This window comes from Streptomyces vulcanius (genome assembly GCF_042653945.1).
GTDB classification, from domain to species: Bacteria; Actinomycetota; Actinomycetes; order Streptomycetales; family Streptomycetaceae; genus Streptomyces; species Streptomyces mangrovi.
Genome location: NZ_JBHSFK010000030.1, coordinates 88,661 through 113,493, shown reverse-complemented (window position 1 = coordinate 113,493; position 24,833 = coordinate 88,661). Strand labels below are relative to the sequence as shown.

The 24,833-nt window shown below is 70.9% G+C and carries 26 protein-coding genes and 8 pseudogenes; 11 read left to right on the top strand and 23 right to left on the bottom strand.

Features of this window, described 5'->3' with window-relative positions; genetic code table 11:
- Nucleotides 1-64: 64 nt before the first annotated feature.
- Nucleotides 65-1,468 (top strand): PepSY-associated TM helix domain-containing protein, encoded by a 1,404-nt coding sequence (locus ACFPIH_RS37080; RefSeq protein WP_381182355.1) that lies wholly within the window; start codon nucleotides 65-67, stop codon nucleotides 1,466-1,468.
- Between the two features lie 80 nt (nucleotides 1,469-1,548).
- Here ACFPIH_RS37080 and ACFPIH_RS37075 read toward each other — a convergent pair whose 3' ends face one another.
- The 6 genes and pseudogenes from ACFPIH_RS37075 to ACFPIH_RS37050 form a co-directional block, all read right to left on the bottom strand.
- Nucleotides 1,549-1,911, bottom strand: coding sequence for a tetratricopeptide repeat protein (locus ACFPIH_RS37075; RefSeq protein ID WP_381182537.1), 363 nt, complete (start codon nucleotides 1,909-1,911; stop codon nucleotides 1,549-1,551).
- 75 nt (nucleotides 1,912-1,986) lie between these two features.
- The gene (locus ACFPIH_RS37070; RefSeq protein ID WP_381182357.1) at nucleotides 1,987-2,433 is read right to left on the bottom strand and encodes a MarR family transcriptional regulator; all 447 of its coding nucleotides are present in this window, start codon (nucleotides 2,431-2,433) and stop codon (nucleotides 1,987-1,989) included.
- A pseudogene (locus ACFPIH_RS37065) lies at nucleotides 2,430-2,567 on the bottom strand (MarR family transcriptional regulator); the annotation flags it as partial. The gene ACFPIH_RS37070 and the pseudogene ACFPIH_RS37065, both read right to left, overlap by 4 nt.
- A 217-nt stretch (nucleotides 2,568-2,784) precedes the next feature.
- Nucleotides 2,785-4,689: an ATP-binding cassette domain-containing protein gene (locus ACFPIH_RS37060; protein WP_381182359.1), complete on the bottom strand. Its 1,905-nt coding sequence runs from the start codon at nucleotides 4,687-4,689 to the stop codon at nucleotides 2,785-2,787.
- 73 nt (nucleotides 4,690-4,762) lie between these two features.
- Complete coding sequence (locus ACFPIH_RS37055; protein ID WP_381182361.1) at nucleotides 4,763-5,644, bottom strand: phosphotransferase; 882 nt, start codon at nucleotides 5,642-5,644, stop codon at nucleotides 4,763-4,765.
- 445 nt (nucleotides 5,645-6,089) lie between these two features.
- Nucleotides 6,090-7,359: pseudogene (locus ACFPIH_RS37050) on the bottom strand (FAD-dependent oxidoreductase).
- A gap of 112 nt (nucleotides 7,360-7,471) precedes the next feature.
- On the opposite strand from ACFPIH_RS37050, the gene ACFPIH_RS37045 reads away from it, so the two are divergent.
- The gene (locus ACFPIH_RS37045; RefSeq protein ID WP_381182363.1) at nucleotides 7,472-7,945 is read left to right on the top strand and encodes an SRPBCC family protein; all 474 of its coding nucleotides are present in this window, start codon (nucleotides 7,472-7,474) and stop codon (nucleotides 7,943-7,945) included.
- A gap of 137 nt (nucleotides 7,946-8,082) precedes the next feature.
- Here the strand turns inward: ACFPIH_RS37045 and ACFPIH_RS37040 are convergent, their stop codons facing one another.
- The 10 genes and pseudogenes from ACFPIH_RS37040 to ACFPIH_RS36995 all read right to left on the bottom strand — a co-directional run bounded on the left by ACFPIH_RS37040 (nucleotide 8,083) and on the right by ACFPIH_RS36995 (nucleotide 13,400).
- Entirely contained in the window at nucleotides 8,083-8,367 is a 285-nt protein-coding gene (locus ACFPIH_RS37040; protein WP_381182365.1) for a gas vesicle protein K, read from the bottom strand.
- Nucleotides 8,364-8,555: a gas vesicle protein gene (locus ACFPIH_RS37035; RefSeq protein WP_381182367.1), complete on the bottom strand. Its 192-nt coding sequence runs from the start codon at nucleotides 8,553-8,555 to the stop codon at nucleotides 8,364-8,366. The genes ACFPIH_RS37040 and ACFPIH_RS37035 overlap by 4 nt, the downstream gene beginning before the upstream one ends.
- A complete protein-coding gene (locus ACFPIH_RS37030; protein WP_381182369.1) occupies nucleotides 8,552-9,397 on the bottom strand; it encodes a GvpL/GvpF family gas vesicle protein in 846 nt (281 codons plus the stop codon). Before ACFPIH_RS37030 ends, ACFPIH_RS37035 begins: the two co-directional genes overlap by 4 nt.
- Before the next feature lie 49 nt (nucleotides 9,398-9,446).
- A pseudogene (locus tag ACFPIH_RS37025) lies at nucleotides 9,447-9,761 on the bottom strand (gas vesicle protein); the annotation flags it as partial.
- A complete protein-coding gene (locus ACFPIH_RS37020; protein WP_381182371.1) occupies nucleotides 9,758-10,822 on the bottom strand; it encodes an SRPBCC family protein in 1,065 nt (354 codons plus the stop codon). The pseudogene ACFPIH_RS37025 and the gene ACFPIH_RS37020, both read right to left, overlap by 4 nt.
- A complete protein-coding gene (locus tag ACFPIH_RS37015; RefSeq protein WP_381182373.1) occupies nucleotides 10,819-11,541 on the bottom strand; it encodes a DNA primase in 723 nt (240 codons plus the stop codon). The genes ACFPIH_RS37020 and ACFPIH_RS37015 overlap by 4 nt, the downstream gene beginning before the upstream one ends.
- Nucleotides 11,538-11,819: a gas vesicle protein GvpG gene (locus ACFPIH_RS37010; protein WP_381182375.1), complete on the bottom strand. Its 282-nt coding sequence runs from the start codon at nucleotides 11,817-11,819 to the stop codon at nucleotides 11,538-11,540. Before ACFPIH_RS37010 ends, ACFPIH_RS37015 begins: the two co-directional genes overlap by 4 nt.
- 9 nt (nucleotides 11,820-11,828) lie before the next feature.
- Entirely contained in the window at nucleotides 11,829-12,584 is a 756-nt protein-coding gene (locus ACFPIH_RS37005) for a GvpL/GvpF family gas vesicle protein (RefSeq protein WP_381182377.1), read from the bottom strand.
- Entirely contained in the window at nucleotides 12,581-13,054 is a 474-nt protein-coding gene (locus ACFPIH_RS37000) for a gas vesicle structural protein GvpA (protein ID WP_381182379.1), read from the bottom strand. The genes ACFPIH_RS37005 and ACFPIH_RS37000 overlap by 4 nt, the downstream gene beginning before the upstream one ends.
- A 43-nt stretch (nucleotides 13,055-13,097) precedes the next feature.
- Nucleotides 13,098-13,400: a gas vesicle protein GvpO gene (locus tag ACFPIH_RS36995; RefSeq protein WP_381182381.1), complete on the bottom strand. Its 303-nt coding sequence runs from the start codon at nucleotides 13,398-13,400 to the stop codon at nucleotides 13,098-13,100.
- A gap of 217 nt (nucleotides 13,401-13,617) precedes the next feature.
- Here ACFPIH_RS36995 and ACFPIH_RS36990 point away from each other — a divergent pair, with 217 nt between their 5' ends.
- The gene (locus tag ACFPIH_RS36990; RefSeq protein ID WP_381182383.1) at nucleotides 13,618-13,791 is read left to right on the top strand and encodes a hypothetical protein; all 174 of its coding nucleotides are present in this window, start codon (nucleotides 13,618-13,620) and stop codon (nucleotides 13,789-13,791) included.
- A gap of 66 nt (nucleotides 13,792-13,857) precedes the next feature.
- On the opposite strand, the gene ACFPIH_RS36985 is transcribed toward ACFPIH_RS36990, so the two are convergent.
- Nucleotides 13,858-14,208 (bottom strand): DUF6479 family protein, encoded by a 351-nt coding sequence (locus ACFPIH_RS36985; protein WP_381182538.1) that lies wholly within the window; start codon nucleotides 14,206-14,208, stop codon nucleotides 13,858-13,860.
- Between ACFPIH_RS36985 and ACFPIH_RS36980 the strand changes: the two are divergent.
- A pseudogene (locus tag ACFPIH_RS36980) lies at nucleotides 14,207-14,793 on the top strand (SDR family NAD(P)-dependent oxidoreductase); the annotation flags it as partial. The gene ACFPIH_RS36985 and the pseudogene ACFPIH_RS36980 overlap by 2 nt on opposite strands.
- 47 nt (nucleotides 14,794-14,840) lie before the next feature.
- Here ACFPIH_RS36980 and ACFPIH_RS36975 read toward each other — a convergent pair.
- A pseudogene (locus ACFPIH_RS36975) lies at nucleotides 14,841-15,248 on the bottom strand (MFS transporter); the annotation flags it as partial.
- A gap of 132 nt (nucleotides 15,249-15,380) precedes the next feature.
- Between ACFPIH_RS36975 and ACFPIH_RS36970 the strand changes: the two are divergent.
- Entirely contained in the window at nucleotides 15,381-15,962 is a 582-nt protein-coding gene (locus ACFPIH_RS36970; protein ID WP_381182385.1) for a TetR/AcrR family transcriptional regulator, read from the top strand.
- 145 nt (nucleotides 15,963-16,107) lie between these two features.
- Nucleotides 16,108-16,326: pseudogene (locus tag ACFPIH_RS36965) on the top strand (MFS transporter); the annotation flags it as partial.
- A gap of 273 nt (nucleotides 16,327-16,599) precedes the next feature.
- Here ACFPIH_RS36965 and ACFPIH_RS36960 read toward each other — a convergent pair.
- Nucleotides 16,600-17,004, bottom strand: coding sequence for a winged helix-turn-helix transcriptional regulator (locus ACFPIH_RS36960; RefSeq protein ID WP_381182387.1), 405 nt, complete (start codon nucleotides 17,002-17,004; stop codon nucleotides 16,600-16,602).
- Nucleotides 17,005-17,153: 149 nt separating this feature from the next.
- Between ACFPIH_RS36960 and ACFPIH_RS36955 the strand changes: the two genes are divergently transcribed.
- The gene (locus tag ACFPIH_RS36955; protein WP_381182389.1) at nucleotides 17,154-17,999 is read left to right on the top strand and encodes an NAD(P)H-binding protein; all 846 of its coding nucleotides are present in this window, start codon (nucleotides 17,154-17,156) and stop codon (nucleotides 17,997-17,999) included.
- 153 nt (nucleotides 18,000-18,152) lie between these two features.
- Here ACFPIH_RS36955 and ACFPIH_RS36950 read toward each other — a convergent pair.
- The 3 genes and pseudogenes from ACFPIH_RS36950 to ACFPIH_RS36940 form a co-directional block, all read right to left on the bottom strand.
- A pseudogene (locus tag ACFPIH_RS36950) lies at nucleotides 18,153-18,260 on the bottom strand (recombinase family protein); the annotation flags it as partial.
- Nucleotides 18,261-18,417: 157 nt separating this feature from the next.
- A pseudogene (locus tag ACFPIH_RS36945) lies at nucleotides 18,418-18,576 on the bottom strand (ISL3 family transposase); the annotation flags it as partial.
- Between the two features lie 197 nt (nucleotides 18,577-18,773).
- The gene (locus ACFPIH_RS36940; protein ID WP_381182391.1) at nucleotides 18,774-19,469 is read right to left on the bottom strand and encodes an alpha/beta fold hydrolase; all 696 of its coding nucleotides are present in this window, start codon (nucleotides 19,467-19,469) and stop codon (nucleotides 18,774-18,776) included.
- 250 nt (nucleotides 19,470-19,719) lie between these two features.
- Between ACFPIH_RS36940 and ACFPIH_RS36935 the strand changes: the two genes are divergently transcribed.
- Entirely contained in the window at nucleotides 19,720-20,466 is a 747-nt protein-coding gene (locus ACFPIH_RS36935) for an AraC family transcriptional regulator (RefSeq protein ID WP_381182540.1), read from the top strand.
- A gap of 352 nt (nucleotides 20,467-20,818) precedes the next feature.
- Here ACFPIH_RS36935 and ACFPIH_RS36925 read toward each other — a convergent pair whose 3' ends face one another.
- Nucleotides 20,819-21,043 (bottom strand): hypothetical protein, encoded by a 225-nt coding sequence (locus tag ACFPIH_RS36925; RefSeq protein WP_381182393.1) that lies wholly within the window; start codon nucleotides 21,041-21,043, stop codon nucleotides 20,819-20,821.
- 14 nt (nucleotides 21,044-21,057) lie between these two features.
- Here ACFPIH_RS36925 and ACFPIH_RS36920 point away from each other — a divergent pair, with 14 nt between their 5' ends.
- From ACFPIH_RS36920 to ACFPIH_RS36910, 3 genes are read left to right on the top strand one after another with little or no spacing between them, the layout of a single operon-like run.
- Nucleotides 21,058-21,234: a dihydrofolate reductase family protein gene (locus ACFPIH_RS36920; protein WP_381182395.1), complete on the top strand. Its 177-nt coding sequence runs from the start codon at nucleotides 21,058-21,060 to the stop codon at nucleotides 21,232-21,234.
- Between the two features lie 49 nt (nucleotides 21,235-21,283).
- On the top strand, nucleotides 21,284-21,451 hold the full coding sequence (locus ACFPIH_RS36915) for a hypothetical protein (protein WP_381182397.1): 168 nt from the start codon (nucleotides 21,284-21,286) through the stop codon (nucleotides 21,449-21,451).
- 32 nt (nucleotides 21,452-21,483) lie between these two features.
- Entirely contained in the window at nucleotides 21,484-24,711 is a 3,228-nt protein-coding gene (locus tag ACFPIH_RS36910) for a glycosyl hydrolase family 95 catalytic domain-containing protein (protein WP_381182399.1), read from the top strand.
- Nucleotides 24,712-24,833: the final 122 nt, after the last annotated feature.

Sequence of the window (24,833 nt, the reverse complement as noted above, 5' to 3'; positions counted from 1 at the left end):
ACTGGTCCGTCACGGCTGAACGACCATGGCCGAGACCGTCCCCAGAACCCGGAGAAGCCCGCCGATGTCCACCGCTCCCCCGACCACCACGGACGAGGCCCCGCAAGAGGCCGTCGCCCCCGCGCCGAAGTCCCGCGGCCCGTGGGCCCCGCTGCGGCCCCTGGTGCTGCGCCTGCACTTCTACGCCGGGCTGTTCGTCGCGCCCTTCCTGCTCGTCGCAGCCGTCACCGGCTTCCTGTACGCCGGCGCGTTCCAGGCCGAGAAGCTCGTGTACAGCCACGAGATGACCGTTCCGGTAGGCGAGACGAAGCTGCCGATCTCCGAGCAGGTGGACGCGGCCCGCGAGGCCCACCCCGAGGGCACGGTCTCCGCGGTGCGTCCCTCCCCGGAGGCGGACGCGACCACCCGCGTGATGCTCTCCGGCGTCGAGGGGGTCGCCTCCACCCACACCCTCGCCGTGTTCGTCGACCCGTACACCGGGAAGGTGCGCGGGGCGCTGGAGCAGTACGGCTCGACCGGCGCGCTGCCGCTGCGCACCTGGATCGACGAGTTCCACCGCGATCTGCACCTCGGCGAGAACGGCCGCCTCTACAGCGAACTCGCCGCGAGCTGGCTGTGGGTGATCTCGGGCGGCGGCGTCGTGCTGTGGTTCTCCCGCCGCCGCGCGCTGCGCAAGGTCCGCGGCACCAGCGGCCGGCGCCGCACGCTCGGTCTGCACGGCACCGTCGGCGTATGGGCCGCCGCCGGGTTCTTCTTCCTGTCCGCGACCGGTCTGACCTGGTCGGCGTACGCCGGCGCCAACATCGACGAACTGCGCACCTCCCTCGGCCAGGCCACCCCGTCCGTCTCGGCGGCGGCGAGCGGCGGCGGCGAGCACGCCGGCCACGATGCGGCCTCCGGCACGGGCGGCGACGGCGAGCACGGCGTCGGCCTGGACAAGATCCTGGCCGCCGCGCGCGCGAAGGGGCTCGGCGACCCGGTCGAGATGGTCCCGCCCGCCGACGCGTCCTCGGCATACGTCGTACGGCAGGTGCAGCGCAGCTGGCCCGAGAAGCAGGACGCGGTCGCCGTGGACCCGGCCACCGGCGAGGTCACCGACACCGTGCGGTTCGCCGACTACCCGCTGCTCGCCAAGCTGACCAGGTGGGGCATCGACCTGCACACCGGCGTGCTGTTCGGCCTGGTCAACCAGCTCGCGCTGATGCTTCTCGCGCTCTCCCTGATCCTGCTGATCGTGTGGGGCTACCGGATGTGGTGGCAGCGCGGTCGCGGCAACGCCTTCGGCCGACCGATCCCGCGCGGCGCCTGGGCGCAGGTCCCGCCGTACGTCCTGGTCCCGCTGATGGCGGCGGTCGCCGTGGTCGGCTACTTCGTCCCGCTCCTCGGCATCCCGCTCGCCGCCTTCCTGGTGGTGGACGTCGTCCTCGGGGAGATAGCCCACCGGCGGGGGCTGCGGACACCGGCCTGACCCGCGTACGTACACGAGCGGCCCGGCGGTGAAGACCACCGCCGGGCCGCTCCCCGTTCCCTGCTCCCGTGTCGGTCGGGTCACTCCTCCGGGAAGTCACCGGCCAGCGCCGAGGCGATCCGCAGATGCGGTCCCGCCTCCTCGTGCCGCCCCTGCCGTTCCAGGGTGCGGCCCAGCATCAGCCGGGCGTAGTGCTCGACCGGGTCGCGCTCGACGATCAGCCGCAACTCGGTCTCTGCGCGGTGCAGTTGGGCCGAGTGGTAGTAGGCGCGCGCCAGCAGCAGCCGGGGTCCGGTCTGCTCCGGCACCTCCTCGACCAGCCCGGACAGCACCCGCGCCGCGGCGGTGTAGTCCCGCGCGTCGAAGAACAGCCGCGCGCGCTCCCAGCGCTCGGCCGGCGTTCCGTGTGCGTAGTAGGCCGTGTCCTGCGTCGTGTCGTACATGATGTCCACTCGTGCCTCCTTCGAGGCCGTCAACCGGACGCCATTGTTGAATATTCCACTACTGGACGGGTGAGGCTACCGGGCGTTCAGGGCGGCCAGCTCCGCGTTCGCCCGCTCGGTGACGTGTGCGAGCACCCGGCCGGCGACGGCGAGGTCCTCGGCCGGGATCCCGGCGTAGATCCGGGCGGAGACCGGGGCCGTCTCGGCGCCGACGGTCGCGAACAGCTCCCGCCCGGCGGCCGTGGGTCCGATGTGCGGCCCCTCGTCCGTCAGCAGCCCCTTGGTGAGGAGTTCGCCGACCGTCGCGCGCACGGACTCCGGGTCGGCCCTGAGCGTCGAGGCGACCCGGGCGACCAGCGCGTCGGCGTCCAGCGGCCCGTCGGCCGTGAGGGCCGTCCGGAGGGTGATCTGCTGCGGGTAGGTGGCTCCGTGACGGGCCAGGACGTGTTCCAGGACGGCCCGGGCCGCGAAGTGCGCCAGGGCGATGACGCGGCTGTCGGCGGGCGGTGCGGTGACGGTCATGACGTCTCCTGGGAGGTCTCGGCGGGATCGAGCGGCACGTCGAGCAGGGTCCTGAGCTCGCTGGTGAACGCGTGCGTCCGGGCGCTGTCCAGGCCGCCGAGGGGCGCCAGCAGCTGCTCCAACAGCCCCTGTAGCGCCCAGCCCGCAGCCGATGTCCAGGGCTACCCCGTCGGCAGGGGCGGGGGCGTGTGCGGCGAGCAGTCGGCGTTCGGCGTCGGTGAGAGGCCGGAACGTCCTGCCGCTCGCGTAGTGCGCGTCCCACTCGTCGGTCCTGGTGAATGCCACCGGTAGGGCTCCTCGGGGGAGTGGGGTGCCGCGCCGGGAGGACCCGGGGCGCGGCACCCCGGAGGGTCAGCGGTTGGTGGAGAGGGCCAGGAGTTCGGCGAACAGGCCGCCTCCGGCGGCGAGTTGGTCGTAGGTTCCCTGTTCGGCGATCCGGCCGTGCTCCATGACGAGAATCCGGTCGGCGATCTTCGTGTTGACCAGTTGGTGGGTCACCACGACCGTGACGCAGTCGCCGGCCAGCGCCCTGATCTTCCGGAGGATCGTGTGCTCGCCGCGGGCGTCCATCTCCGAGGTCGGCTCGTCCAGGATCAGCAGCCCCGCCTTGCGGTACAGGGCGCGGGCGCAGGCAAGACGCTGCCACTGCCCGCCGGACAACTCGCTGCCGCCCCACAGCTCCCGGGCCAGCAGCGTGTCCAGACCGGCCGGGAGTTCCTCGACGGCCCCGGTCAGGCCGACCGCGTCGACCGCCTCCCACACCAGGCCGTCCCCCTCCTCGCGGGGCTGGCCGAGGGTGACGTTGTCCCGTACCGACAGCGGCCACTGCGCGAAACTCTGCGGCACCAGCCCGGAGAGGTTCCACAGGCTGTCGGGGTCGAGGCCGGTGACGTCCCGGCCGTTCCAGCGGACCTTGCCCTTGTCGGCCAGGAAGATTCCGGCGAGCAGCCGGGACAGCGTGGACTTCCCCGATCCGTTCTCGCCGACCAGGGCGAGGATCTCGCCCCGGCGCACCGTCAGCGACACCCCGTCCACGGCCGGTCTCTCCTTGCCCGGGTACCGGTAGACGGCCTCCTCCACCCGGATCTCCGCCAACGGCCCGGCGACGGCCGACTCGCCCCGCTTCGGGGCACGTTCGGCGGCGTAGTCGAGGAAGGAGTCCATGTCGGCGAGGTAGAGCGAGGTGTGGAACATGGCCGCGCCGTTGGTGACCAGCTGGGAGAGCGCGGCGAGCGTGGTCTGCACGGCGACGACCGCGGTCCCGGCGATCGCCGGCTCGATCCTCCCGGTGCTCACCAGCCAGGCCAGCGCGGCCCAGGTGGCCACCAGGAAGACCCCGCCGATCGCCGAGCTGCACAGGACGATCCTCAGCATCCTGGGCGCGACGGCGAGAGTGCGGGCGTCGATCCGCTCGGAGATCGACCGGTACCAGAAGTTCAGGTAGCCGGTCATGGTGTTGGCGCGGATCTCGTCGGTGAACTTCGCGCTGGTCGCCCACCCGCGCAGGTTCTGCCGTACGTTGCGGTCGCCCACGTTCGCGTAGTGCGTCTCGTAGGTGACCCGGGCGTGCAGCACCGCGCCGACTCCGGCGGGGACGACGGCGAGCAGCAGCAGGGGCAGCAGCAGCGGGTGCAGCACCGTCAGCACCCCGCTCGCGGTGACCATACGGATGACGGCCGCGGTGAGACGGGTGGCGTCCTGGATCATGAAGTGGCTGCGGACCACGCCCATCTCCGCGGCCTCCTGCCGGTCGGCGCAGCCGTCCTCGGCGCGGGCGGCGGCCTCGATCCGGCACACGGCTTCCACCAGGGTGCTGTCCGCCTCCGTGGTCAGCAGGGGGGTGATCCGGCCGTCCGCGTACGACGACAGCGCGGTCGCCGCCCGCCCGGTCATCGCGGCCACCGCGATGACCAGCAGGGCGGGCAGCGCCTGGTGGAGCCGGTCGGGCACGGGCCCGGCGCCGAAGACCGAACGCATCGCGTGCGCGGTGGCCGTCAGCTGGACCGCGGCGCCGACACCGACGGCCAGCTGGCAGCCGGCAAGGAGCAGCACGGCCCGGCGGTCGATCGCCCACGCCATCCGCGCGGTCCGCGACAGCACCGCCGGCAACCGCCGGACCATGGCCGCGAACGCGGCCTCCTCCAACGGGTTCTTGCTGAACTTGCCGCCGTAGCGCAGCTCGGCGGGCGGCGGGGGCGGCACCCTGCCGGTGCCCACCGCACGGCTCGTCGCCTCCGGCCGGGACGTGGCGCTCACCGGCCCCCTCCCTGCCCCCGGCCCGGACGGCGTACCGCCGGCCCGCCGGGGACGATCAGCGGTCGCCCGGGCATCACGCGCTCACCTCGTTCTTCAGCCGGTGGAGTACGGCCCGGCCGCGGCGCGCGGCCGTACGGTCGCCGGCCGCGCGACCCTCGGCCATCGACCGCGCCGCGCGCAGGCCCGTCAGACAGCGCAGGGCGAGCCGTTCGCCGTGGCCGAGGGCGCGGCCGTAACCGTCGAAGAACGTGTCGCGCCGGGTGGCCCAGAGCCCGTCGGCCGGATGGACGAAGTCCAGGACGACCGGGGCGAAGCGCGACCGCTCGAAGTCCCGCAGCGCCGCCCGCGACCCGTCGGACCAGAGAAGACTCGATGCCAGGGCGCCCCCGTGCACGAACCCGAGGGGCAGCCGGTCGACGACCCGCAAACGGTCGGCGAGCGCCATGACGAACTTCTGGTCCTCCGCCGGCAGCCAGTCGCCGGCCATGTCGACGTGGTGAGCCGACTCGTCGGCGAGGCGGGACAGCACCGAGGACGCCTCCCGGTACGCGGTGACGGTCGGCCTTCCGGCCTGGTGCAGCTGGGCGAGGAGGGATCCGGCCCGCCAGAGGACCGTTCCGGGCACGACGTCCGTCGGCCGCAGCCGACCCAGGGGCGTGCCGGGGAGGGCGGTCACGATCAGCGCCAACTGCCGTGCGGAGGTGGCCACCAGACGCGGCGCGTTGCCGGGGCCGAGGGCGGGCACGGCGTGCCGGTAGGCGAACGTCTCCCGGGTGAAGGCCCCGGGCGTGGGGGCGATCTTGACCTGGAAGCGGGCGTCGTCGCACGCACGGACGACGTGCCACACACCGGCGGGGGACGGGCCGGGCGGTGCGGGGCGTACGGCGACGAGCGCGCCCAGGGTGCTCTCGGCCCAGGCACGGACAGGTGCCGGCAGGAACTGCGGGTCGGTCATGCCCCCCACCTCGGTGTCGGGCGTGAGCTGTCCGCGACGCGCACCGGGGTGGCGCCGTCACCGGTGGTCACACCGGCTCGGTCAGCTGCCCGGACGGCCTCGGGCCGCCCGGGACGAGGACGGGGGAGGACAAGGGTGGGGATCATGGCTTCTCCTGCGGTTCGCGCGACGAGGGGTCGGGGGCATGCCGGTCACCAACAGCGCGGCCCGAAGGCCGGGTTGGGGATGTCTGATGATGACCGGGACAACGAGCCGCCCACCCGTCTCGAACACGCGTGTTTGAGCCGCGTTCCCCACCAGTGATTCCGGGGCACAGGCATCGTCCACCCCCGCATTGCACGGCGGCCGGGCCGCCGACCGTGGCCGAATCGCCGCGAGCCGATACTTCCGTGACCCTCCCGGTGCCGGTCCGTGGGGGGACACGGCCGGGCCCTTGTGGGCGGCCTCAGAGGTCGCGCTTCTCCAGGGGCCGCACGGCGGGGCCCTGGAGGATCTGTCCGTCCGGGGCGAAGCGGGAGCCGTGGCACGGGCATTCCCAGGCCTGTTCCGCCCGGTTGAAGGCCACGAGGCAGCCGAGGTGGGTGCAGCGGGCCGAGACCGCCTGGAGCTGGCCGCCCTCGTCACGGTGAACGGCACACTGCCGTCCGCCCACCCGCACGACGGCCCCGTCGCCCGGGGCGATGTCCTGCGGACCGGGTCCCGTCAGGGGCGGAATCCGGTCGCCGACGAAGTGCCGGGCCACCTGGGCCTGGTGCTTCAGGAAGGTCCCTCCCTCACGGACGACGGAGGCCAGCCGACGGGGATCGTAGAGACCGCTCCACTCGACCTCGCGGCCGGCCACGAGCTCACCGAGCAGCCGGCCCGCCATGATGCCGCCGCTCAGACCCCAGCCGCCGAACCCGGTCGCCACGTAGGTGTGGCGGCTGCCGGGGTGGAGCGGTCCGACGAGGGGGACGGAGTCGGTGGAGTCGTTGTCCTGCGTGGCCCACCAGTGCGTGATCGTGAGCCCCGGGAAGCGGGCGTCGGCCCAGGCGGACAGCCGGGCGAACCGCTCCTCGACATCGGCGGTGCCGGGGGTGAAATGCTCTCCGGTGACGATCAGCAGCCGCTCGCCGTCCCCGTGGGGTGCCGTGCCGGCGCAGGTCGTCGGCGAGCGCCAGCAGATACCTCCGGGGATGGAACTGGGCCTGCCCGGTCACCCGGACCGCCCCGGCGACCGGGAAAGGCAGCTCGGTCTCCGTGACGAACTCGGCCGGCAGCCCCGCCTCGCGGGCCGCCTCCGCCTCCGCCCGGAGTTCCCCGATGTGCCGGGGATCCTCGGCGTAGGTGAAGGCGGCGGCCTCCTCCCAGTCGCAGTCGACGCCGAGTTCGCCGACGATCTCGCCCGCGTGCCGGATCGCGGCGGTCTGCGAGCGCGCGTACAGCCGGGCGCCCTCCGGGCCCCGGGTGCGTCTGAGGTGGTCGTAGACCAGGGTGTGCAGGGCGGTCAGTTTGGCCGTCGTGTGCCCGGTGACCCCGGCGGCGAGGCGCCCGGCCTCCAGGACGGCCACCTCGCGTCCCTGCCGGGCCAGCTCCCAGGCCGTGCTCAGTCCGGCGATGCCGCCGCCGACCACGGCGACCTCGACGGCGAGGTCACCGGCCGGCGGGGGATCGGGTGCGCCGGGCGGCGCGGACTCGAGCCAGTAGGACCCACGGATCGCTCGCTTCGTGTTCATCGCCACCGAGTGCCCGGCGCGACGCCGTGACACGCGTGGCGGCGGCAGCGGCCACAGACGTCTCCGCCCTGGTTTCCCGGGTACTCGGTGACCTCACACCGGAGGAGGAACCATGAGCACGATCAAGGAAGCGGTGGACGTCGCGGTTCCGCTGAGCCTGGCATACAACCAGTGGACCCGGTTCGAGGAGTTCCCGAAGTTCATGGAGGGCGTCGAGGAGGTCAGGCAGGTCGACGACCTGCACAACCACTGGACCACCAAGATCGGCGGGGTACGGCGCGAGTTCGACACGGAGATCGTCGACCAGCAGCCGGACGACCGGATCACCTGGCGCTCCGTCGGCGGAGGCACCCGGCAGCGGGGCTCGGTCCGGTTCGAGCGGCTGGACGACGCGCACACCCGGGTGGCGCTCACCATGGACATCGAGCCGAGCGGTGTCGCCGAGAAGGGCGCGGACGCGCTGGGCGTGATCGACCGGCGGGTCAAGGGTGACCTGCACCGATTCAAGGAATACGTCGAGAGCGGCGGCGAGGGCGGTGGCTGGCGCGGAAGCGTCCGCCCCGGGGACTCCGGCTCACCCCTCTGAGGTCCGAATGAGGTCCGATCTGAGGTCCGAACCGCTTGACCGCTCGACCGCTCACCGGTCCCACGGGACCAGGCGCTCCGGGGGCCCCGTACTCCGCAGGGCCCCCGGAGCCGCGCGCGCGAAGGGGACGACCTCGCTCACTCGCGGGGGAGGAGCGGGCCGAGCGGGCCGAGGTCTAGGTTGAGGTCCTCGGGCCGCAGCCCGTAGCGCTCGCGCAGCTCGGTCATCCGCTCGTCGAGCAGCATCAGCGTGAGTCCGACGCGCTCCTCCTGCTCCTCGCTCAGGTCGCCCTGGTCGAAGCGGCGCAGCGCCTGCCGTTCCATCAGCTGGCGCAGCAACTCGACCACGGTGAGGACGAGTTTCACGAGGTCGCGCTCGACGGTGTCGGGTTCGAGGTCGAGTCGGTTGCGGCGAGCGGTCACGGCGTATCCCCCCAGGGAGACGAGACGTTCTCGTTCACGGAACTGATGAGGGCGTTGAGGTCGATGCGGACCAGGTCCACGTCGGCGATGCGCAGGGTGATGTCTCCCGTGATCACCACCCCACCGGCGAGCAGCCGGTCGAGCAGGTCCACGAGAGCCACCTCTCGGCGCTCCACTGTGGCGGTCATCGTTGCCTCTCCTCGCCCGTCGTCTTCTCTTCGCTTTCTGTGTCCACGTCGCTTTCTGTGTCCACGCCTTCTGTGTCCACGAACGAATAGGCCGCCCACGGGCCGGTGAGTTCGACGCGCGTTCCGGGCTCCTCGCCCTTGATACCGCTCACTGTTTCCACGAATTCCTCGGAATCCGAACGCGGCACCAGATAGGCGGCGTTGAGCACGTTCTGTCCGGTGGTCCGGGAGAGGGCGGGGTGCTGCGGCGGGTGCAGGCGGGAGGACTCGGCCCGTGTGCGGAGGGTGGCGTGCAGCCGGCCCGCGAGTTCCTCGGCCCGCTGCCACGCGTCCTCCCGAGCCCTTGTCGAACGGCGCCGTCGCATCAGGTAGTCCCGGCCCGAGGCGGGTCTGTTGGCCGACGGGCCCGTGCCGGCGGTCTCGGTCGCGGCCTCGGCCTCTGTTCCGGCCTCGACGTAGACCTTCACGCCCCACTCGACCCGGTCGGCGAGCCGGTCCAGGGTCCGGCGGAGGTCGTCCTCACGTTCCTCCAGCATCAGCCGTACGCCGTCGTCGTCCCGGAACACGGTGGCGAGCCGCAGCGGCAGGAGTGTGGTGACGGCGGTGAGCGCTTCGACGACCTGCGCGTGCGCGCGGGCGGTCGCCGCCAGCCAGTCCAGATCCTCCAGATGCCGGCGGAGCGGCTCCTCGGCGAAGTCCTCCTCCGCCACCCGGCCGACCACGGCGACCATGCCGCGGTGGGCGAGCAGCGTGGGGGGATCTCCCTCGACGCCCGTCAGACCGGCGGGCAGGGGCGAACCAAGGGGCCGGCACACGGCGTACACGTAACGCAGTGCCGTCATCTCGACTCCTCTCGCGGACGTCTCGACTCCTCTCGCGGACGTCCGGAGAGGCGAGCCCGGGATCCAGCTCCTCCAGCCGGGTCAGCCGCTCGCGCAACTCGGCGTTCTCCCGGGCCAGCGCGTCGCGCCGGGCGCGGGTGGAGAGCGCCGGGTCGTCCTCCCACCAGTCGATGCCCATCTCCTTCGCCTTGTCGACGGAGGCGACGACAAGGCGCAGCTTGATCGTGAGCAGTTCGATGTCGAGAAGGTTGATCCGGATGTCGCCCGCGATGACGACACCCTTGTCCAGGACGCGCTCCAGGACGTCCGCGAGACTGGTTCCGCCCTGGCCGTACGGTTCCGGCAGCCTGCCCGGCGTGGTCATCGGCGGGCACCGGCCTCGGCGGGCTCCGGTTCGCCCTCTTCAGCCTCTTCTTCCTCTTCGTAGGCGTCCTCGGGCTCGTCCTCGTCCTCCTCGTACTCCGCTTCTGCTTCGTTGTCGTCGTACTCGTCGTCCGGGGCGGCTCCCTCCGCGTCCTCCTCCTGGTATTCCTCCTCGCCCTCTTCGTTCTCCTCGTTCTCCTCGTTCTCCTCCGCGACCGCGTCCTCGTGCGAGCGGACGACCTCGGCGTCGCGGATCTCGCCGCGCCAGCTGTCCTCGGCCTCACCCTTGATGGTGATGAAGCGGGCGAAGTTCTTGAGGTCGAGCCGGGCCCGGCGGCCCTGGGCGCGCCAGATGTTGCCGGTCTTCTCGAAGAAGCCCGAGGGGGAGTACTCGATGACCAGCAGGACGCGGGTGAGGCTCTCGGCGAGCTCATGGAAGGAGACGACACCCCTTGTGGTGCCCTTGGCGCCCTCCGACGTCCAGGAGATCCGGTCGTCCGGGACCTGTTCCGTGGTCGTGGCCTTCCAACTGCGGTTGGACCAGAGGACCTTCAGCTGCCAGTCCGACTGGATGTCGTCCGCGCGGTTCGCGTTCGTGACGCCCTTGGCGAAGGTGCTGAAGTCCTGGTACTGCGTCCACTGGTCGTAGGCGGTCCGCAGCGGTACGCCGACGTCGATCTGCTCGATGATGACGGTGGGCTTCTTGCTCGGACCGCCCTTGGGCTTGCCCTTGCCGCCGCCTCCGAGGTTCTTGAATGCGCCCATGACGCTGTCCTTCGCGTGTGAGGCACCGAGTTCCAGGACCGAGCGCAGCGGGCCCTTGCCTTCGGCGAGCTTCCGTCCGCCTTCGAGCAGCCGGCCGAGGCCGCCCGAGCTGCCGCCCTCGGCGATGCCGTTGAGTCTGGCCGTCGTATCGCCCAGCTTGTGCCCCACGCCCATGAGCATGCGCTGGGCCTGGGCCGCGAGGTATTCCTGCACCTCTTCCTTGAGCCGGTCCGCGGCCTCGCTCTGCACCAGCTCGGACAGGGGGCCGGCGTCGTTCGCACCAGGGGTCCTGGTCATCGGTCCTCGCCTCCCTTGGCCGATCGGGCCCTGGAAGCCGTGGTCTTCTTCCTGGCCGCCGTCTTCTTGCCGGCCGAACCGCGTGCCGGGGCCTTCTTGGCGGGTGTCTTGGCCGGCGCCTTGCGGGCGGGCTTCTTCGGCGCCGTCTTCTGGGCCGTACGCTTCCGCCGCGGCCGGTCGCCGCCACCGGAGGCACCCTTGGCCTCGTCCTCCTCAGCTTCTTCGGGCTCCTCAGGCTCCTCAGGCTCCTCGTCTTCCTCGGCGGACTCCGCCTGCTCTGCTTCGGCGGGCTCTTCTTCGTCGGCCGCTTCCTCGTCGGGCTCTGCTTCCTCGGGCTCTTCCTCGTCAGGCTCTTCGTCGACGGGCGTTTCCTCGTCGGGCTCTTCCTCGTCCTCGGGCACGACGCCGGAGAGCTGGTCGCGGACCTTGGACGTACGGTCGTGCAGCCGGTCGGCCAGCGACTCCATCCGGCGCTCGACCATCGCCCCGGAGGCGGCCTTGCCGACGCCCTGCAGATCCTCGCGCAGCTGCTCCCCGAGTTCCTTGAACTGCGGGTTGTCGCGCAGCTGTTGTGACACCAGTTCCGCGACGCCGCCCGGGGTCAGGTTCAGCTTCTTGCCGGCTGCCAGAGAGCCGAGGGCCAGGGCGAATTTCAGTTTCTTCGTGCGTCCGAGGAGGTATCCGGCCCCTAGCGCAAGGCCCAGTCCCATGCCGTTCATGGCGCTGTTCTCCCGTCCGATTCTGTGTTCCCGCGGTTCTCGCGGTTCTCGCGCATCGCGATCTCCAGCCGGTCGAGGAGTTCGTCCTCCGCCCGGTCGAACTCCTCCTCCGTGATCTCCCCGTGCTCCAACTGCTCCTCCAGCCGGGCGAGTTCGGCCCGGATCGCGGCGGGGTCGTAGTAGATCCGTTCGGCTTCACGGCGGACCTGTTCGAGCACCCATCCGCTGCCCCGCACCGGGGCGAACGGCAGCAGCAGAATCTCTCCGATCAGTCCCATGACACCCACCTACCTCCCCCGGCCCGTGCCGGCGGGTACCGCCGGGCCCGGCTCGACGAAGCTGTACGGCGGCAGGGGGCCGTTGATACGCACATCGAGGTGCGGCTGCGACTCTCCGAACCCGGCCACCGCCTTGACGAAGTCGGCCGCCGCGTCCCGGTCCACCAGGAACGAGACATTGGCCAGCCAGCCGGTCGACTCGGGCCCCACGCCGACGGCCGCGGCGAACGGCTCCAGAGCCTCCTGTACGAGGACCGAGTCCTCGGCCTCCTGCGCCCTGACCGCGGCGGCGATCATCTCGCCGAGCTGGACGCGCTGTTCGTGGGTGCCGCCGCCCGCCTGCCGGTTGGCCTCGGCGATGGCCCGCAACTCGGGGTTGTCCGTCAGCACCCGGCGGAGTACGGCGTCCTCGACGTGGGTGGCCTTGATGTTGTACTCGACCTTGTGATCGAGGGCCCGCAGCCGTTCCTCGTAGTGTTCGGAGCGCTCGGCGAGCACGCCGGTGACCGCGTCGTCGTCGGGAGCGACACTGCCGAACCGCATGGGCAGCACACAGCCGGCGCCGCCCGCCTCGGCGAGCACGGCCTGGTGGGCGAGCAGATCCCGGCGTTTGGGGCGCAGTCCCTCGGGCGCGTCACTGACGACGGCCGCCAGCCGCCCCTTCTTGAGGACCCGCACGGTCACCGGGGGGTCGCCGACTCCCGCCATGCCGTCCGGGAGAGCCGGATGCGAGGCGGTGGTGATGCCATAGACGTACGTAGTCACTCCCGCTCCTCCTCCCGCTCCCTGCGGCGCGAGGCCGTGCTCTTACGGGCGCGCGGGCGGGACTCGGCGTCGCGTGGCCGGGGCTCGCTGTCGCGCGGCCCGGTCTCGGTCTCGGCCTCCCCGCGGGCCTGCTTGACGGCGCCGGACACGGTCTCGGCCGCGCCGGCCAGTACACCCTTGGACTTGCCGCGGGCGCCGGACTCGGTGATCTCGCCGACCAGGTCGGGCAGGCCCGGGGCCTTGCGCGGCCCCGCCTCCAGGTCGAGGCGGTTGCATGCCTCGGCGAACCGCAGATAGGTGTCGACACTGGCCACCACGACCCGTATGTCGATCTTGAGAATCTCGATGCCGACCAGGGAGACGCGTATGAACGCGTCGATGACGAGACCCCTGTCGAGGACGAGTTCCAGCACGTCGTAGAGGCTGCTGCCGCCTCCACCGCTGGTCTGTTGTGCCGGGACAACGGTCATGCCGGTGCTGCCTCCTCCGGTGGTAACGGGTGATCCGGCGGCCCTATCGGCCGCCGGGCCGATGTGCGTCGGCCCGCCCTCGTTCGTAACGGCGGACGCGCCGGTAGCCGGTGAGCCGTCCCTTCGGGTCGAGCTCGACCTGGTAGCCCGCCATCAGACTCATGGTGTCCGGCACCTTGGAGAGTTCGAGGGCCTCGATCTCGAGGACCCAGCCCTCCTCCGTGCGCTCGAAGGACGAGACGGTCTCCGCGGCGACGCCGGTCAGCTCCGCGAACTGGGCGCGTGCCCGGCGCATCACTTCCATCGGCTCCGGCCTGCTGTTTCTGGTGTTCTCGGTGTTGGACATGGCCACCTCTTCGTCCGAGTGGCCCGCCCAGTTCCGTGCAAACCTCATTGAATGCGGATAAATCGGTCAGAGTGTCGGGCCGGCGAGGAGGGGGTGGATCGGGGGAGGGCTTGTGGAACCGCCGTTTCCGTGTTTCTTCGGGCGGTCCGTGGAGACTCGGTGACTGACAGGTGGAGCGAGGGGAACGGACCGTGCACAGAAAGGAAGATGAACCGTTGTGACTGCGGAAGCGAAGGAGACGGACACCCTCCGCCGACCCGAGACGGGCTGGGCGAGGGCGCGCCGGCTGCGCGGGCAGGGCATCCGCACCTGCGTCCGCGCGACGGCCGACGCGGAGGCGGAACCGAAGCGGTGGGGGAACGAGGGGAACGTCATGCGGAGCGAGGACTGACGGCGGTCATGAGGAGGGCGGAGCCGGCTCTGGCTCCGCCCTCCTCATGACCGCCGTCAGTCCTGCTCAAGTCCTGCCGGGTCCGTCGCCGGACGAGCCGTCGGCACCCGAGTTCCAGCGCGGGCGGGTCTGGTCGTCGCTGCGTCGGGTGCCGGAGGCGCCGAGTTCATGGGGCGTGAGGCGCGCGCCGTCGCGGGGCATCTCGTTCGGTTCCCGCCTCTCATGGCTGTCCTGGCCGGTGCCGGGCGCCGGGCGGGTGGGCTGCTCGGAGGGCCGCGGTGGCCGCGACTCCTGCCGCCGTACCTTCGTGCCCAGGCGTACCGCCCAGATGAGCGCGCCGGTGATCACCAGACCGCCGATGAGCACGGCCACCACACCGAACGCGGAACTCGCCGCTGCCGCTTCGTAGGACGTCATCTGCCCCGGGTACCCCCGCCCGCCGGAAATCACCGGGGCGTCCAGCGGGATCGGCGCCGCCGCTGCCGGGCTCTTCGCAGCCGAGGGGGCCTCGGTCGGGCTCGTCGCCCGGCGCAAGGCGCGGCTGCACGTGCTCGTGGCGGAGACAGGGGAGGCGGGCGGCCGGGCGTCGGCGGCACCGGCCGACGTGACCTCGCGCGCCGAGGTCGCGCGGGCCGTACGGCTCGCCGTCGAGACGTACGGCGGCGTGGACGCGGCGTTCAACAACGCCGGGTGGGGTGTGCGCGGGGCACCGCTGCACGAGACGGACGACGCCCTCTACGCCGGATCATGGACGTGAACGTGCGCGGGGTCTGGAACTGCCTCAGGGAGCAGATCCCCGTGCTGCTCGGGCGGGAGACGGGCGGGGTGATCGTCAACACCTCCAGCACCGCCGGGCCGTTCGCCACCGGCGCCGCCGCGACCTACGTCGCCGCCGAGCGGGCGGTGCTCGGACCGACCCGTGCCGCCGCCGAGTACGGCCGACAGGGCATCCGGGTCAACGCGCTCATGGTCGCCACCCGCACCGAGCTGCTGGGGGAGGCGTCCGGCAGCCGGCGGACGAGCGCGACGAGGATGACCAGGCCGACGGGGACGTTGATGAAGAACACCCAGGTCCAGCCCGGCCCGGCCGTGATGACCCCGCCGAGCAGCACGCCCAGGGCGGCGCCCCCGCCGCCGAGCGCCGACCAGATGCCGAGCGCCTTGTTGCGTTCGTCGCCGTCGAAGAGCCGCACCACCACGGACAGGGCCGCCGGCGACAACAGCGCGGCGCCGACGCCCTGCGCCACCCGGGAGGTGAGCAGCATGGGCGCACCGGTCGCGAGTCCGGCCGTGAGGGAGGCAAGGGTGAAGACGGTGAGTCCGGCCAGGGCCACGCCCTTGGCGCCCAACAGGTCGGTCGCCCGGCCGCCGAGCAGCATCAGGCTGCCGAAGGTCAGGGCGTATCCGCTGACCACCCAGGTGAGGGCGGCGCGCCCCAGATGCAGATCGGCCTCCATGTGGGGGAGCGCGATGGCCACCACGGTGAGGTCGAGGATCAGCATGAGCTGGGCCGGCCCCAGCAGGCCCAGAGTGAGCCAGCGCATCGGATGGGGTTCTCCCGGTGCGTAGGCGTCTGCGGTTTTCGCGGCATGAGTACGCGAAGCACCGCCAAGCGCGCGGACGCCCTCCGGAGCATCGACCTGGGACACAACCCGGACGCGAGCCTCAGCGAGGTCGCGCGCGCCGCCGGCGTCGGCCGGGTGACGCTGTACTCCCACTTCGCCTCGCGCGCCGAGCTCGTCGACGCCGCGATGGCCAGGGCCATCGGGCAGGGCAACGCGGCGCTGGACCACGTCGACCTGACCGGCGACCCAGGGCTCGCCCTCGCCCGCCTCGTCGACGCGAGCTGGCACCTCGTCGACCGGGCGCGCGCGCTGCTCGTCGCCGCCCAGCGAGAACTCCCGCCGGGCCGAATCCGCGAACTGCACGACGGCCCGGCCGCCCGGGTCGAGACCCTGATCGCCCGGGGTCGCGCCGAAGGCGCCTTCCGGACCGACCTGTCGATCCCGTGGCTCATCAACGTCCTGTACTCGATCATGAAGGGCGCCGCCGACGAGGTCCGTACCGGAAACCTCACCCCGGACCGCGCCGCCGCACACATCACCGCCACGGTCCTCGCGGCCTTCACCCCGCCGGGCAAACCGGTCCCGGAGCCCGGCTGGGAGGAGTGAGGCCGGTCAGCGCGTCAGGCCCGCCGCATCGAGCGGCACCTCGATCCGCCGGTCGACCCGGTCGTCGGCCCAGGTGCGGGGTGTCTCTCAGCCACCAGCGGTCCCCGACGACCGGACAGAGCCGCAACTGGGCGTCACCCGGTTCATGGAGAAGCGCAACCGCGTCACCTCCATCACCGCCGGTGGCCTGCTGACCGTCCTCGGTATGGTCGGCTTCGCGCTGTCGGAGGTGACCTGGCACTTCGTCGCCGCGATGGTGGTGTTCTCGCTGGGGGAGATCCTGATCTACCCGGCGGAGTTCGCCATCGTCGACCGGATCGCGCCGGAGGAGCGTCGGGGTTCCTACTTCGGCGCGCAGACCTTTGCCCAGCTCGGCGTCTTCGTCGGCCCCTACACCGGAGGACTGCTCCTCGCGGCCTACGACGGCACCGTCACGTACTCGTTGGCCGACGGATCCCCGGCCTCGCCACCCCCGACCGCTCGCACGGCCGGCCGAGGAGCACGTCGACGACCTGGCGTGAACGCGGCGTACGGCTGCACGCTCTCCGTCCGGCCCGCTTCTCCGGGAAGTACTCGCGCGAGCGGTGGTAGCCCTCGCGAACGGCTTCTTGTCGAGTCGCCGACAGCTGTGAAGCGATCAGCGGATGACCGACGTCGAGGGCCTGGCGTCATAGTCGTGCCGGGCCAGGTCGACCTTGTCGAGGTTGCCGGCGGCCCATTCGGCGAGGTGGGCGAACAGCGGGGCGAGGCTTTGGCCCAGCTCGTTGATCTCGTACTCGACCCGAGGGGGGACCTCTGGGTGGTAGGTGCGCACGATCAGGCCGTCGCGTTCCAGCTGCCGCAGCCGCTGGGTCAACACCTTCGGTGTGATCGCGGTGATCCGGCGTTCCAGCTCGACGAACCGTTGCCGACCGTGCATGTGAAGGGACCACAGGATCGGTGTGGTCCACCGGCTGAACACGATGTCCACGACTGGGCTGATCGGACAGGCCAGTTCGGGGTCTGTCGGTGCGGATGCCGTCCAGGTCGCGTCGCCAGCCATGGGGCCCCTTATGGATAGTCACTTTCCTGTAGGTACCTACTATACCGACGGTGTTAGCTTCACCGGGTCGCAGCGAGGTCATTCCGAACCGCGACGTGCTCGCCCGCTCGGGCGAGCACCACCAGGTGAACTGACAGGGGGAGTTACTCATGATCGTAGTGACGGGAGCGACCGGTAACGTGGGCCGGCCGCTCGTGCGGGCACTCGCGGCAGTCGGCGGGCAGGTGACCGCGGTGTCCCGAGGGGTCTCGGACGCGGCCGTACCGGACGGCGTGCGAGAACGGCAGGCCGACCTGACCGACCCGGAGAGCCTTCGGCCCGTCCTTGACGGCGCTGACGCGCTGTTCCTGCACGACGGCGGTGCCAGTGCCCATCTGTTGAGCCCACGGGACATCCTCGACATCGCGAAAGCCGGCGGAGTCGGCCGCATCGTGTTGCTGTCCTCCATAGGAGTCGCTACCCGGCCCCGGTCGGCATCCCATGGAGGCATGATGCGGGCCATCGAGGACGCCGTCCGGCAGTCGGACCTGGACTGGACGATCCTGCGGCCTGGTGCCTTCAACTCCAACGCGTACGCCTGGGCGGAGACGGTCCGTGCGCATCGGACGGTCGCCGCGCCGTTCGGTGACGTCGGCCTGCCGACCATCGACCCGGCCGACATCGCGGAAGTCGCCGCCGCAGCCCTGCACGAGGACGGCCACGCCGGCCAGGTCTACGAGCTGACCGGGCCCGCCCTCACCACACCCCGGCAAGGAGCCGAGGCGCTCGGCGACGCGCTCGGCGAGCCGGTCCGGTTCATCGAGCAGACCCGCGAGGAGGCCCGCGCGCAGATGCTGCGGTTCATGCCCGAGGCCGTGGTCGAGACCACCCTGGATGCCATCGGCGAGCCCAACCCCGCCGAGCAGCGGATCAGCCCCGACGTCGAGCGGGTCCTCGGCCGAGCGCCCCGCACCTTCGCCGACTGGGCCCGACGCAACATCGCCGCCTTCCGGTAGGACCCGCACCGCGCACTGGCCACGCTGCCCGGCGGCCTGTGTACGACGCCCGCTCCTGCGGGATACGGCGGGCGGCCCAGGCGAGCACCTCGGGGCGCGGGCGGCGTCCAGGCCCTCGTTGGTGTCCCGGACGATGAGTTCGCGGCTCAACTCCGCCAGGGCCGCGAAGGCGTGGAAGACCAGGCACCCGCTGGGCGTGGTCGTGTCGAGCGCCTCGTGCAGCGAGGTGAATCCGACGCCGTGCTTGCGCAGGCCGGACACGATCGCGATGAGGTCCTGGATGGAGCGGCCGAGCCGTTAGGGGAGATCGGGATGGTCGGGGCTCGCTATCCGTTCCAGTCGGCTCAGCAGGTCCCTCATGGCCTCCACGGCAGCGGCTGGGTCTCCCGCCTTGCCGGTCCACCAAGCGAGCGCGTACCGCCGGCCGCCGGGTCACCGTGGCGCGCGGCGATCCTTCACAGCCGCACCGGCGGCACCACCGGTCCGGTTCAACGACTCGGCACGCCGGCACTGCGTGATCCGGGTCGAGCCACTGCCCGGTGACTTCGAGGCCGAGCGCGTCGAGCCGGCCGAACATGGTCAGGTCGGGACGGTCCTAGGTAGCGTCAAGCACGTCGAGGTCTTTCCGATGGGTCCTCTGCGCCCCTACGCGGCCTCCCGATCTCGGCCATGCGCGCGGAGTGGGTGGCCCCCGGGGACGCCGTGGCCCCGGAAGAGTCATGAATGATGGGGGCCGGATGAACTGGGCTTGTGCGGCCCTCGCCGGCAGGCCTGTCATCTGTGCGTCGACGTAGCCGCGATGCAGTCGCCGAGCAGCAGTGCAGCGACCGCCTCCGGGGCCTCGTGCATTGCGTCGTGGCCGGTTGGGAGGTCGTGAACCTGCCACTGGGGATCGGCTTGGAGTCGGGTGCGGAGTTCAGCGAACGGCGTCCGGTCTTCCCATCCCGAGCAGTAGACGAACTCCCGGCGGGGGACCTGGGCGAGCGTGCCTGTGAGCCGGATCGTTTGCAGGAACGAGGCGAGGGGATGGGGACGGCGGCGGGGATCGCCGCCGTCCGGCGGTCGGACGGCGTAGCCGGTGGCCGCAGCGCCGCCAGCGAACACTTGCCGGAAGTGCTCGTTCGTTGACGACCAGCACGACTCGCCATCGCGCGGTACGTAGGCGTCGAGATGCACCAGTCGTGAGATCCGGCCGCCGGCGCGGTCGGCGGCGGCGGCGATCACCATCCCGGCGTAGCTGTGGCCGACCAGCGTCGCGCTGGTGATGTGGTTGCGATCGAGGAGCCGCAATACGTCGTCGGCGTGCGTGTCGAGGTTGGCGGTCGCGACCGTCGCGTTGTCGTCGTCCGGCCGCAGACCGGTCAGGGTGAGGGCGTGAACGGTGTGACCGGCACGCTCCAGCAGCGGAACCACCGCCTCGAACGACCAGGAACCCTTCCAGGCGCCGGGCACAAGGACGAACGTCGCCATGCGTTTCTCCTTCTCTCGAGCCGCGCCATCGAGGCACGATGCCTCGATGACATGTGGTGCGGTCGGGCGCTCCGCGCGGCTGAAGACCACTCCGCATGGAGGCAGTGTCACCAGGCCAAGGTGTGGCTTACTACCGTTAGGCTGCCAACCGATGCCTGTTCGCCGCCAAACTCGCCTGATCGCCGGTGTGACGTCATATGTGTGGCCGTCTGGCGGGCGCCACCTCTGGCCGTCCGGCGAAACAAGCGCAGTGCAGTCGCACGCACGGGGACACCTGGTATACGCAGCCAGCGGCGTCTTGGCAGTTCACACCGAGCGCGGCACGTCGATCGTTCCCGCCAACCGGGTCGCCTGGACCCCCGCCGGGTTCACGCACTACCACCGCGCCCACGGCGACACCGATATGCGGATCGTCTTTCTCGCGCCATCCATCGCCCGGCTCATACCAGAGCATCCCGCCGTGTTCCTGGCCTCCGGCCTCGCCCGCGAGGTCCTGCTCGCCCTGACCGGCCCCCGCAACCACGACCCCGCCGCGCCCGACTACAGTCGCTCCGCGCGCTCTCGCCTCCTTCGAGTCCTCGTCGATGAACTCCGCGAAGCACACGAACAGCCACTGCACCTGCCGGAGCCGCGGGACGACCGACTGCAAGCCATTGCCCGGATGCTGCACGAGAGGCCGGCAGACAACGCCACGCTCGCCGAACTCGGGAAGACGATCGGAGCCAGCACCCGCACCCTCAGCCGACTGTTCCGCAACGAACTCGGCATGACCTTCTACGAGTGGCGCACGCAGCTACGCATCTACCACGCGCTCGTGCTCCTCGCCGACGGCCACGACACCACCCAAACCGCCTACGCCTGCGGATGGGCCAACCCCAGCAGCTTCATCGCGGCGTTCACCAACATCGTCGGAACGACCCCGGGCCGCTACCGAACCAGTCGCCGGACCACCGCCCGCGCATCTCAACTCCCGACGGTGCTCAAGTCCCCCGATTGATTCGTCCTCGCACCCCGGGCCGATGTGGTCCGCGATCGGACAGGAGATGACCCCCGTGTGCCTCGCGATTCCCGCACAACTACAGCGGCGGCACCCACCATCGGCTTGACCACGCGACAAGCCAGGACCGCACGATCAGGCTCACAGCGTTGCCCCACGACGACCAAACCAAGACTCGTCGAGCCCGGCGACCAGCCGTCAGCGTCCGCACCCTCGACTGCGAAGAGCCCCCGAACCTCCGGGGCGATTGCCACTGAGCGCGCAGCGCTGGCGAGCCCGGTGAGCAGACAGATGGCCGGCGGTCGCGGTGGCCTGCCTCTTGGCGATGGCTTGCGTGATCCGGTAGACGTCGTCAGCCACGATGTTGCGGAGATTGACCGCAGCCGCCTCGCCATTGCGCAGACCACAGCCGCTCATCACCAGTGAGAGGGCTCTCGGCGAAAAGACCCAACCGGTGAGCGTCGAGCAGGACTGATGTGAGCTTGTCGAAGGCATTGGACTGCGTGGCCAGGCCGATGCCGTTGCGTTCCATGGTCTGGATGAAGCCCTCAACGACCTTGTGGTCGAACGTGTTCATCCGGCGGCTGCCCAGTGCACCTGAACGCCGGCCTCGTCGACGAGTTCTCGATCGCGCTGTCACCCGTGCTTTTCGGCGCCGGCACCCGCCTGTTCGACGGCGTGGACGCGTCCAGGGTCGCGCTGGAGCCGGTCCGTTCGGAGCCGTCGTCGCGGGTGACGCACCTGACCTACGCTGTGCACCCACGGTAGCCGCGCCACCACTCCACCCCGGCGCCCCGAGCACCCACGGCGCACCCCCGTGAATCAGCAGGCCACCACGGCATGGAAGGCGCGCCACACCCGCCGCGACAGCGAATGGGAGGCAACAGACGAGTCGGTGGCGCACGCCTATAGACATCCGATCTATTCTCCGGTGACGATGATCGCGCCCTCGATGGAGATCGATGTGCAGCCGTTTCCTTTGTGAAAGAGCCGATGACTGGGCCGGGAGATTTCACTGTGATCAATGAGTCCCAACCGCAGCGACGAAGCATCCTCAAGTTCGGCGGTGCCTTCGCCCTTGCCCCTCTGATCACTCAGCTGGCCGGTGGTATCCCCGTGGGGCAGGCCGTCGCCGCGGGGACCGTAGCGCCGGCGGGCGTCCAGTGGCCGACCCTGTCGCGCAAGGCGCTGAAGTACTCCGTACCGGCCATGGACTGGGAGTCACAGGCCCTGCCGATCGGCAACGGCCGGCTCGGCGCCATGCTCTTCGCCGATCCCTACGAGGAGCGCATCCAGTTCAACGAACAGAGCCTGTGGGGCGGGGTCAACAACTACGACAACGCTCTCGCGGGCAAGCCGGACAGTGACTTCGACACCGGCATGACCGGTTTCGGCTCGTACCGGAACTTCGGTGACGTCGTCGTGGCCTTCGCTCCCCGTGCGAGTCCGAAGGTCACGGCCCCGGGGGGACCGTACAGTTCCTCCTCGTCGGAGGGTGTCGACAAGACGTACGACGGTGATTCGAGCACCAAGTGGTGCATCGAGGGACCGGGTTCGAAGGTGCAGTGGCTGGTCGAGCTGCCCGAACCCGTCGCGGTCGCGTCCTACCGTCTGACGAGTGCCAACGACGTGCCGCAGCGCGACCCGCAGGAGTGGACGTTCTCCGGTTCCGCCGACGGCGCCACCTGGACCACGCTGGACAGCCGCACTCTGCAGGCGCCCTTCGAGAGCCGTTTCCAGACGAAGGAATTCACCTGCGCCGATCCTGCGGCCTACCGCTTCTACCGGTTCGACTTCATCCCCAAGGCGGGCGTCAGCCACTTTCAGGTGAGCGAGATCGGTCTGTCCGGCGTCGACCTCGGCGGGGGCGGTTCGATCTACCTGTCGTCGCCGAGCGGGCACTCCAAAGGCTCCGGTGCCGGTGCCGGTGCCGGTGCCAGGGCCCGGTCGCGGGCCACGGACATCTCGTGTTCGGTGGACGGCGATCCGGCCACGGTCTGGCGGGTTGACGCCGCCGCACCGGCGGTCGTCTGGCAGGCCGACCTGCCCCGCGCGGTCGTCGTCACCTCGTACGCGCTGACGGCGGCCCCGGACCGGCCGCGGGACGACCCCCGGCGATGGGTGCTGGAGGCGTCGCAGGACGGGCGTACCTGGACGACTCTCGACACGCAGAACCCCCAAGCGCCCTTCGCCGGCCGCGGCGAGACCCGGACCTTCCGGATCACCAACACCACCGCCTACCGTGTCTACCGGCTCACCCTGACCCCCGGCGCGTCCTCCAACGGCTTCCAGGTCGCTGAGATCGCGCTGGAGGGCAAGGGCTTCGACACACGCACACAGCGGACCGTCGTCGACTACCGGCGCAGCCTCGACTTTGTGAAGGGCGTTCACGTCACCCGATTCGGCGCGCCGGGACGACGCGTCGTGCGCGAGGCCTTCGCCAGCCGGTCCGCAGACGTCATGGTCTTCCGGTACACGTCGGACGGCGCCCGGGGACTCTCCGGAGCGATATCGCTGACGTCCGCCCAGGACGACGCCCCGACGACCGTCGACGCCGGCGCCGGGCGGATCGCCTTCAGCGGTGTCATGGGCAACGGACTGAAGCACACGTGCACCGTCCGGGCCGTGCACACCGACGGCGACCTGCGCGCCGACGGGTCGGTGCTGAGGTTCAGCGGCTGCACGACCCTGACCCTGTTCCTCGACGCTCGCACGGACTACAGGCTCGACGCCGCCGCCGGGTGGCGCGGAGCCGATCCGGAACCGATCGTCGCCAGGACGCTCGCCAAGGCGACCGCCCGGTCCTACCACGAGCTGCGCGACGAGCACACGGACGAGATGCGCACCCTCATGAACCGTGTCTCGGTCGACTGGGGCACCTCCGAGAAAGCCGTCGTCGCTCTGCCGACCGACGCCCGGCTTGCGCGTTACGCGGCGGGCGGCGAGGACCCGACGCTCGAGCAGTCGATGTTCGACTACGGCCGGTACCTGCTGATCAGTTCCTCCCGCCCGAACGGCCTGCCCGCCAATCTCCAGGGTCTGTGGAACGACAGCAACCAGCCGGCGTGGGCCTCCGACTACCACACCAACATCAATGTCCAGATGAACTACTGGGGAGCCGAGACGACGAACCTGTCGGAGTGCCATGAGGCGCTCGTCGGGTTCGTCGAGCAGGTGGCGGTGCCCAGCCGCGTGGCGACCCGCAACGCCTTCGGCGAGGACACGCGCGGCTGGACGGCCCGCACCAGTCAGAGCATCTTCGGCGGCAACTCATGGGAGTGGAACACCGTCGCGAGCGCCTGGTACGCCCAACACCTTTACGAGCACTGGGCGTTCACCCAGGACCTGGGCTACCTCCGCACCGTCGCCCACCCGATGATCAAGGAGATCTGTCAGTTCTGGGAGGACCAGCTCAAGGAGCGCGAGGACGGACTCCTCGTCTCGCCGAACGGCTGGTCCCCCGAGCACGGGCCGCGCGAGGACGGCGTCATGTACGACCAGCAGATCATCTGGGACCTGTTCCAGAACTACCTCGACTGCGAGGCGGTGCTCAAGGCGGATCCCGCCTACCGGGCCAAGGTCGCGGACATGCAAGCACGCCTCGCGCCGAACAAGATCGGCCAGTGGGGTCAGCTGCAGGAGTGGCAGGAGGACATCGACAGCCCCACCGACTTCCACCGCCACACATCGCACCTCTTCGCGGTCTATCCGGGCCGTCAGATCACCCCGAAGACGCCTGCCTTCGCGGCCGCCGCCCTCGTCTCGCTCAAGGCACGGTGCGGCGAGAAGGAAGGCGTCCCGTTCACGGCCGCGACGGTGTCGGGCGACAGCCGCCGCTCGTGGACCTGGCCCTGGCGGGCGGCCCTCTTCGCCCGCCTCGGTGACGGGCATCGCGCCCAGATCATGCTGCGCGGACTGCTGGCCTACAACACGCTGCCCAACATGTTCGGCAACCACCCGCCCTTCCAGATGGACGGCAACTTCGGCATCACGGGCGCCGTGGCGGAGATGCTCCTGCAAAGTCACGACGGCGTCATCCACCTGCTGCCCGCCCTGCCGGAGGACTGGGAGGCCAGGGGTTCCTTCACCGGGCTCCGCGCCCGCGGCGGCTACGAGGTCAGCTGCAAGTGGCGGGACGGGAAGGTCACCTCGTACAGCATCGTGGCCGACCGCGCGCGCAACCGGGCGAACGTCACCGTGCGGGTGAACGGCATCGACAAGAAGGTGAAGCCGGCCAAGCCCTGACGGCCGCACCGGATCGCTGCCGCAACAGCCAGGCCACCAACGCCCACTGCTCGTCCGACAAGTCACTCGGATACGGTCTTCGATCCATGTCCCGAAAGAGAGAAGGGGCTTAACGCCCGCTC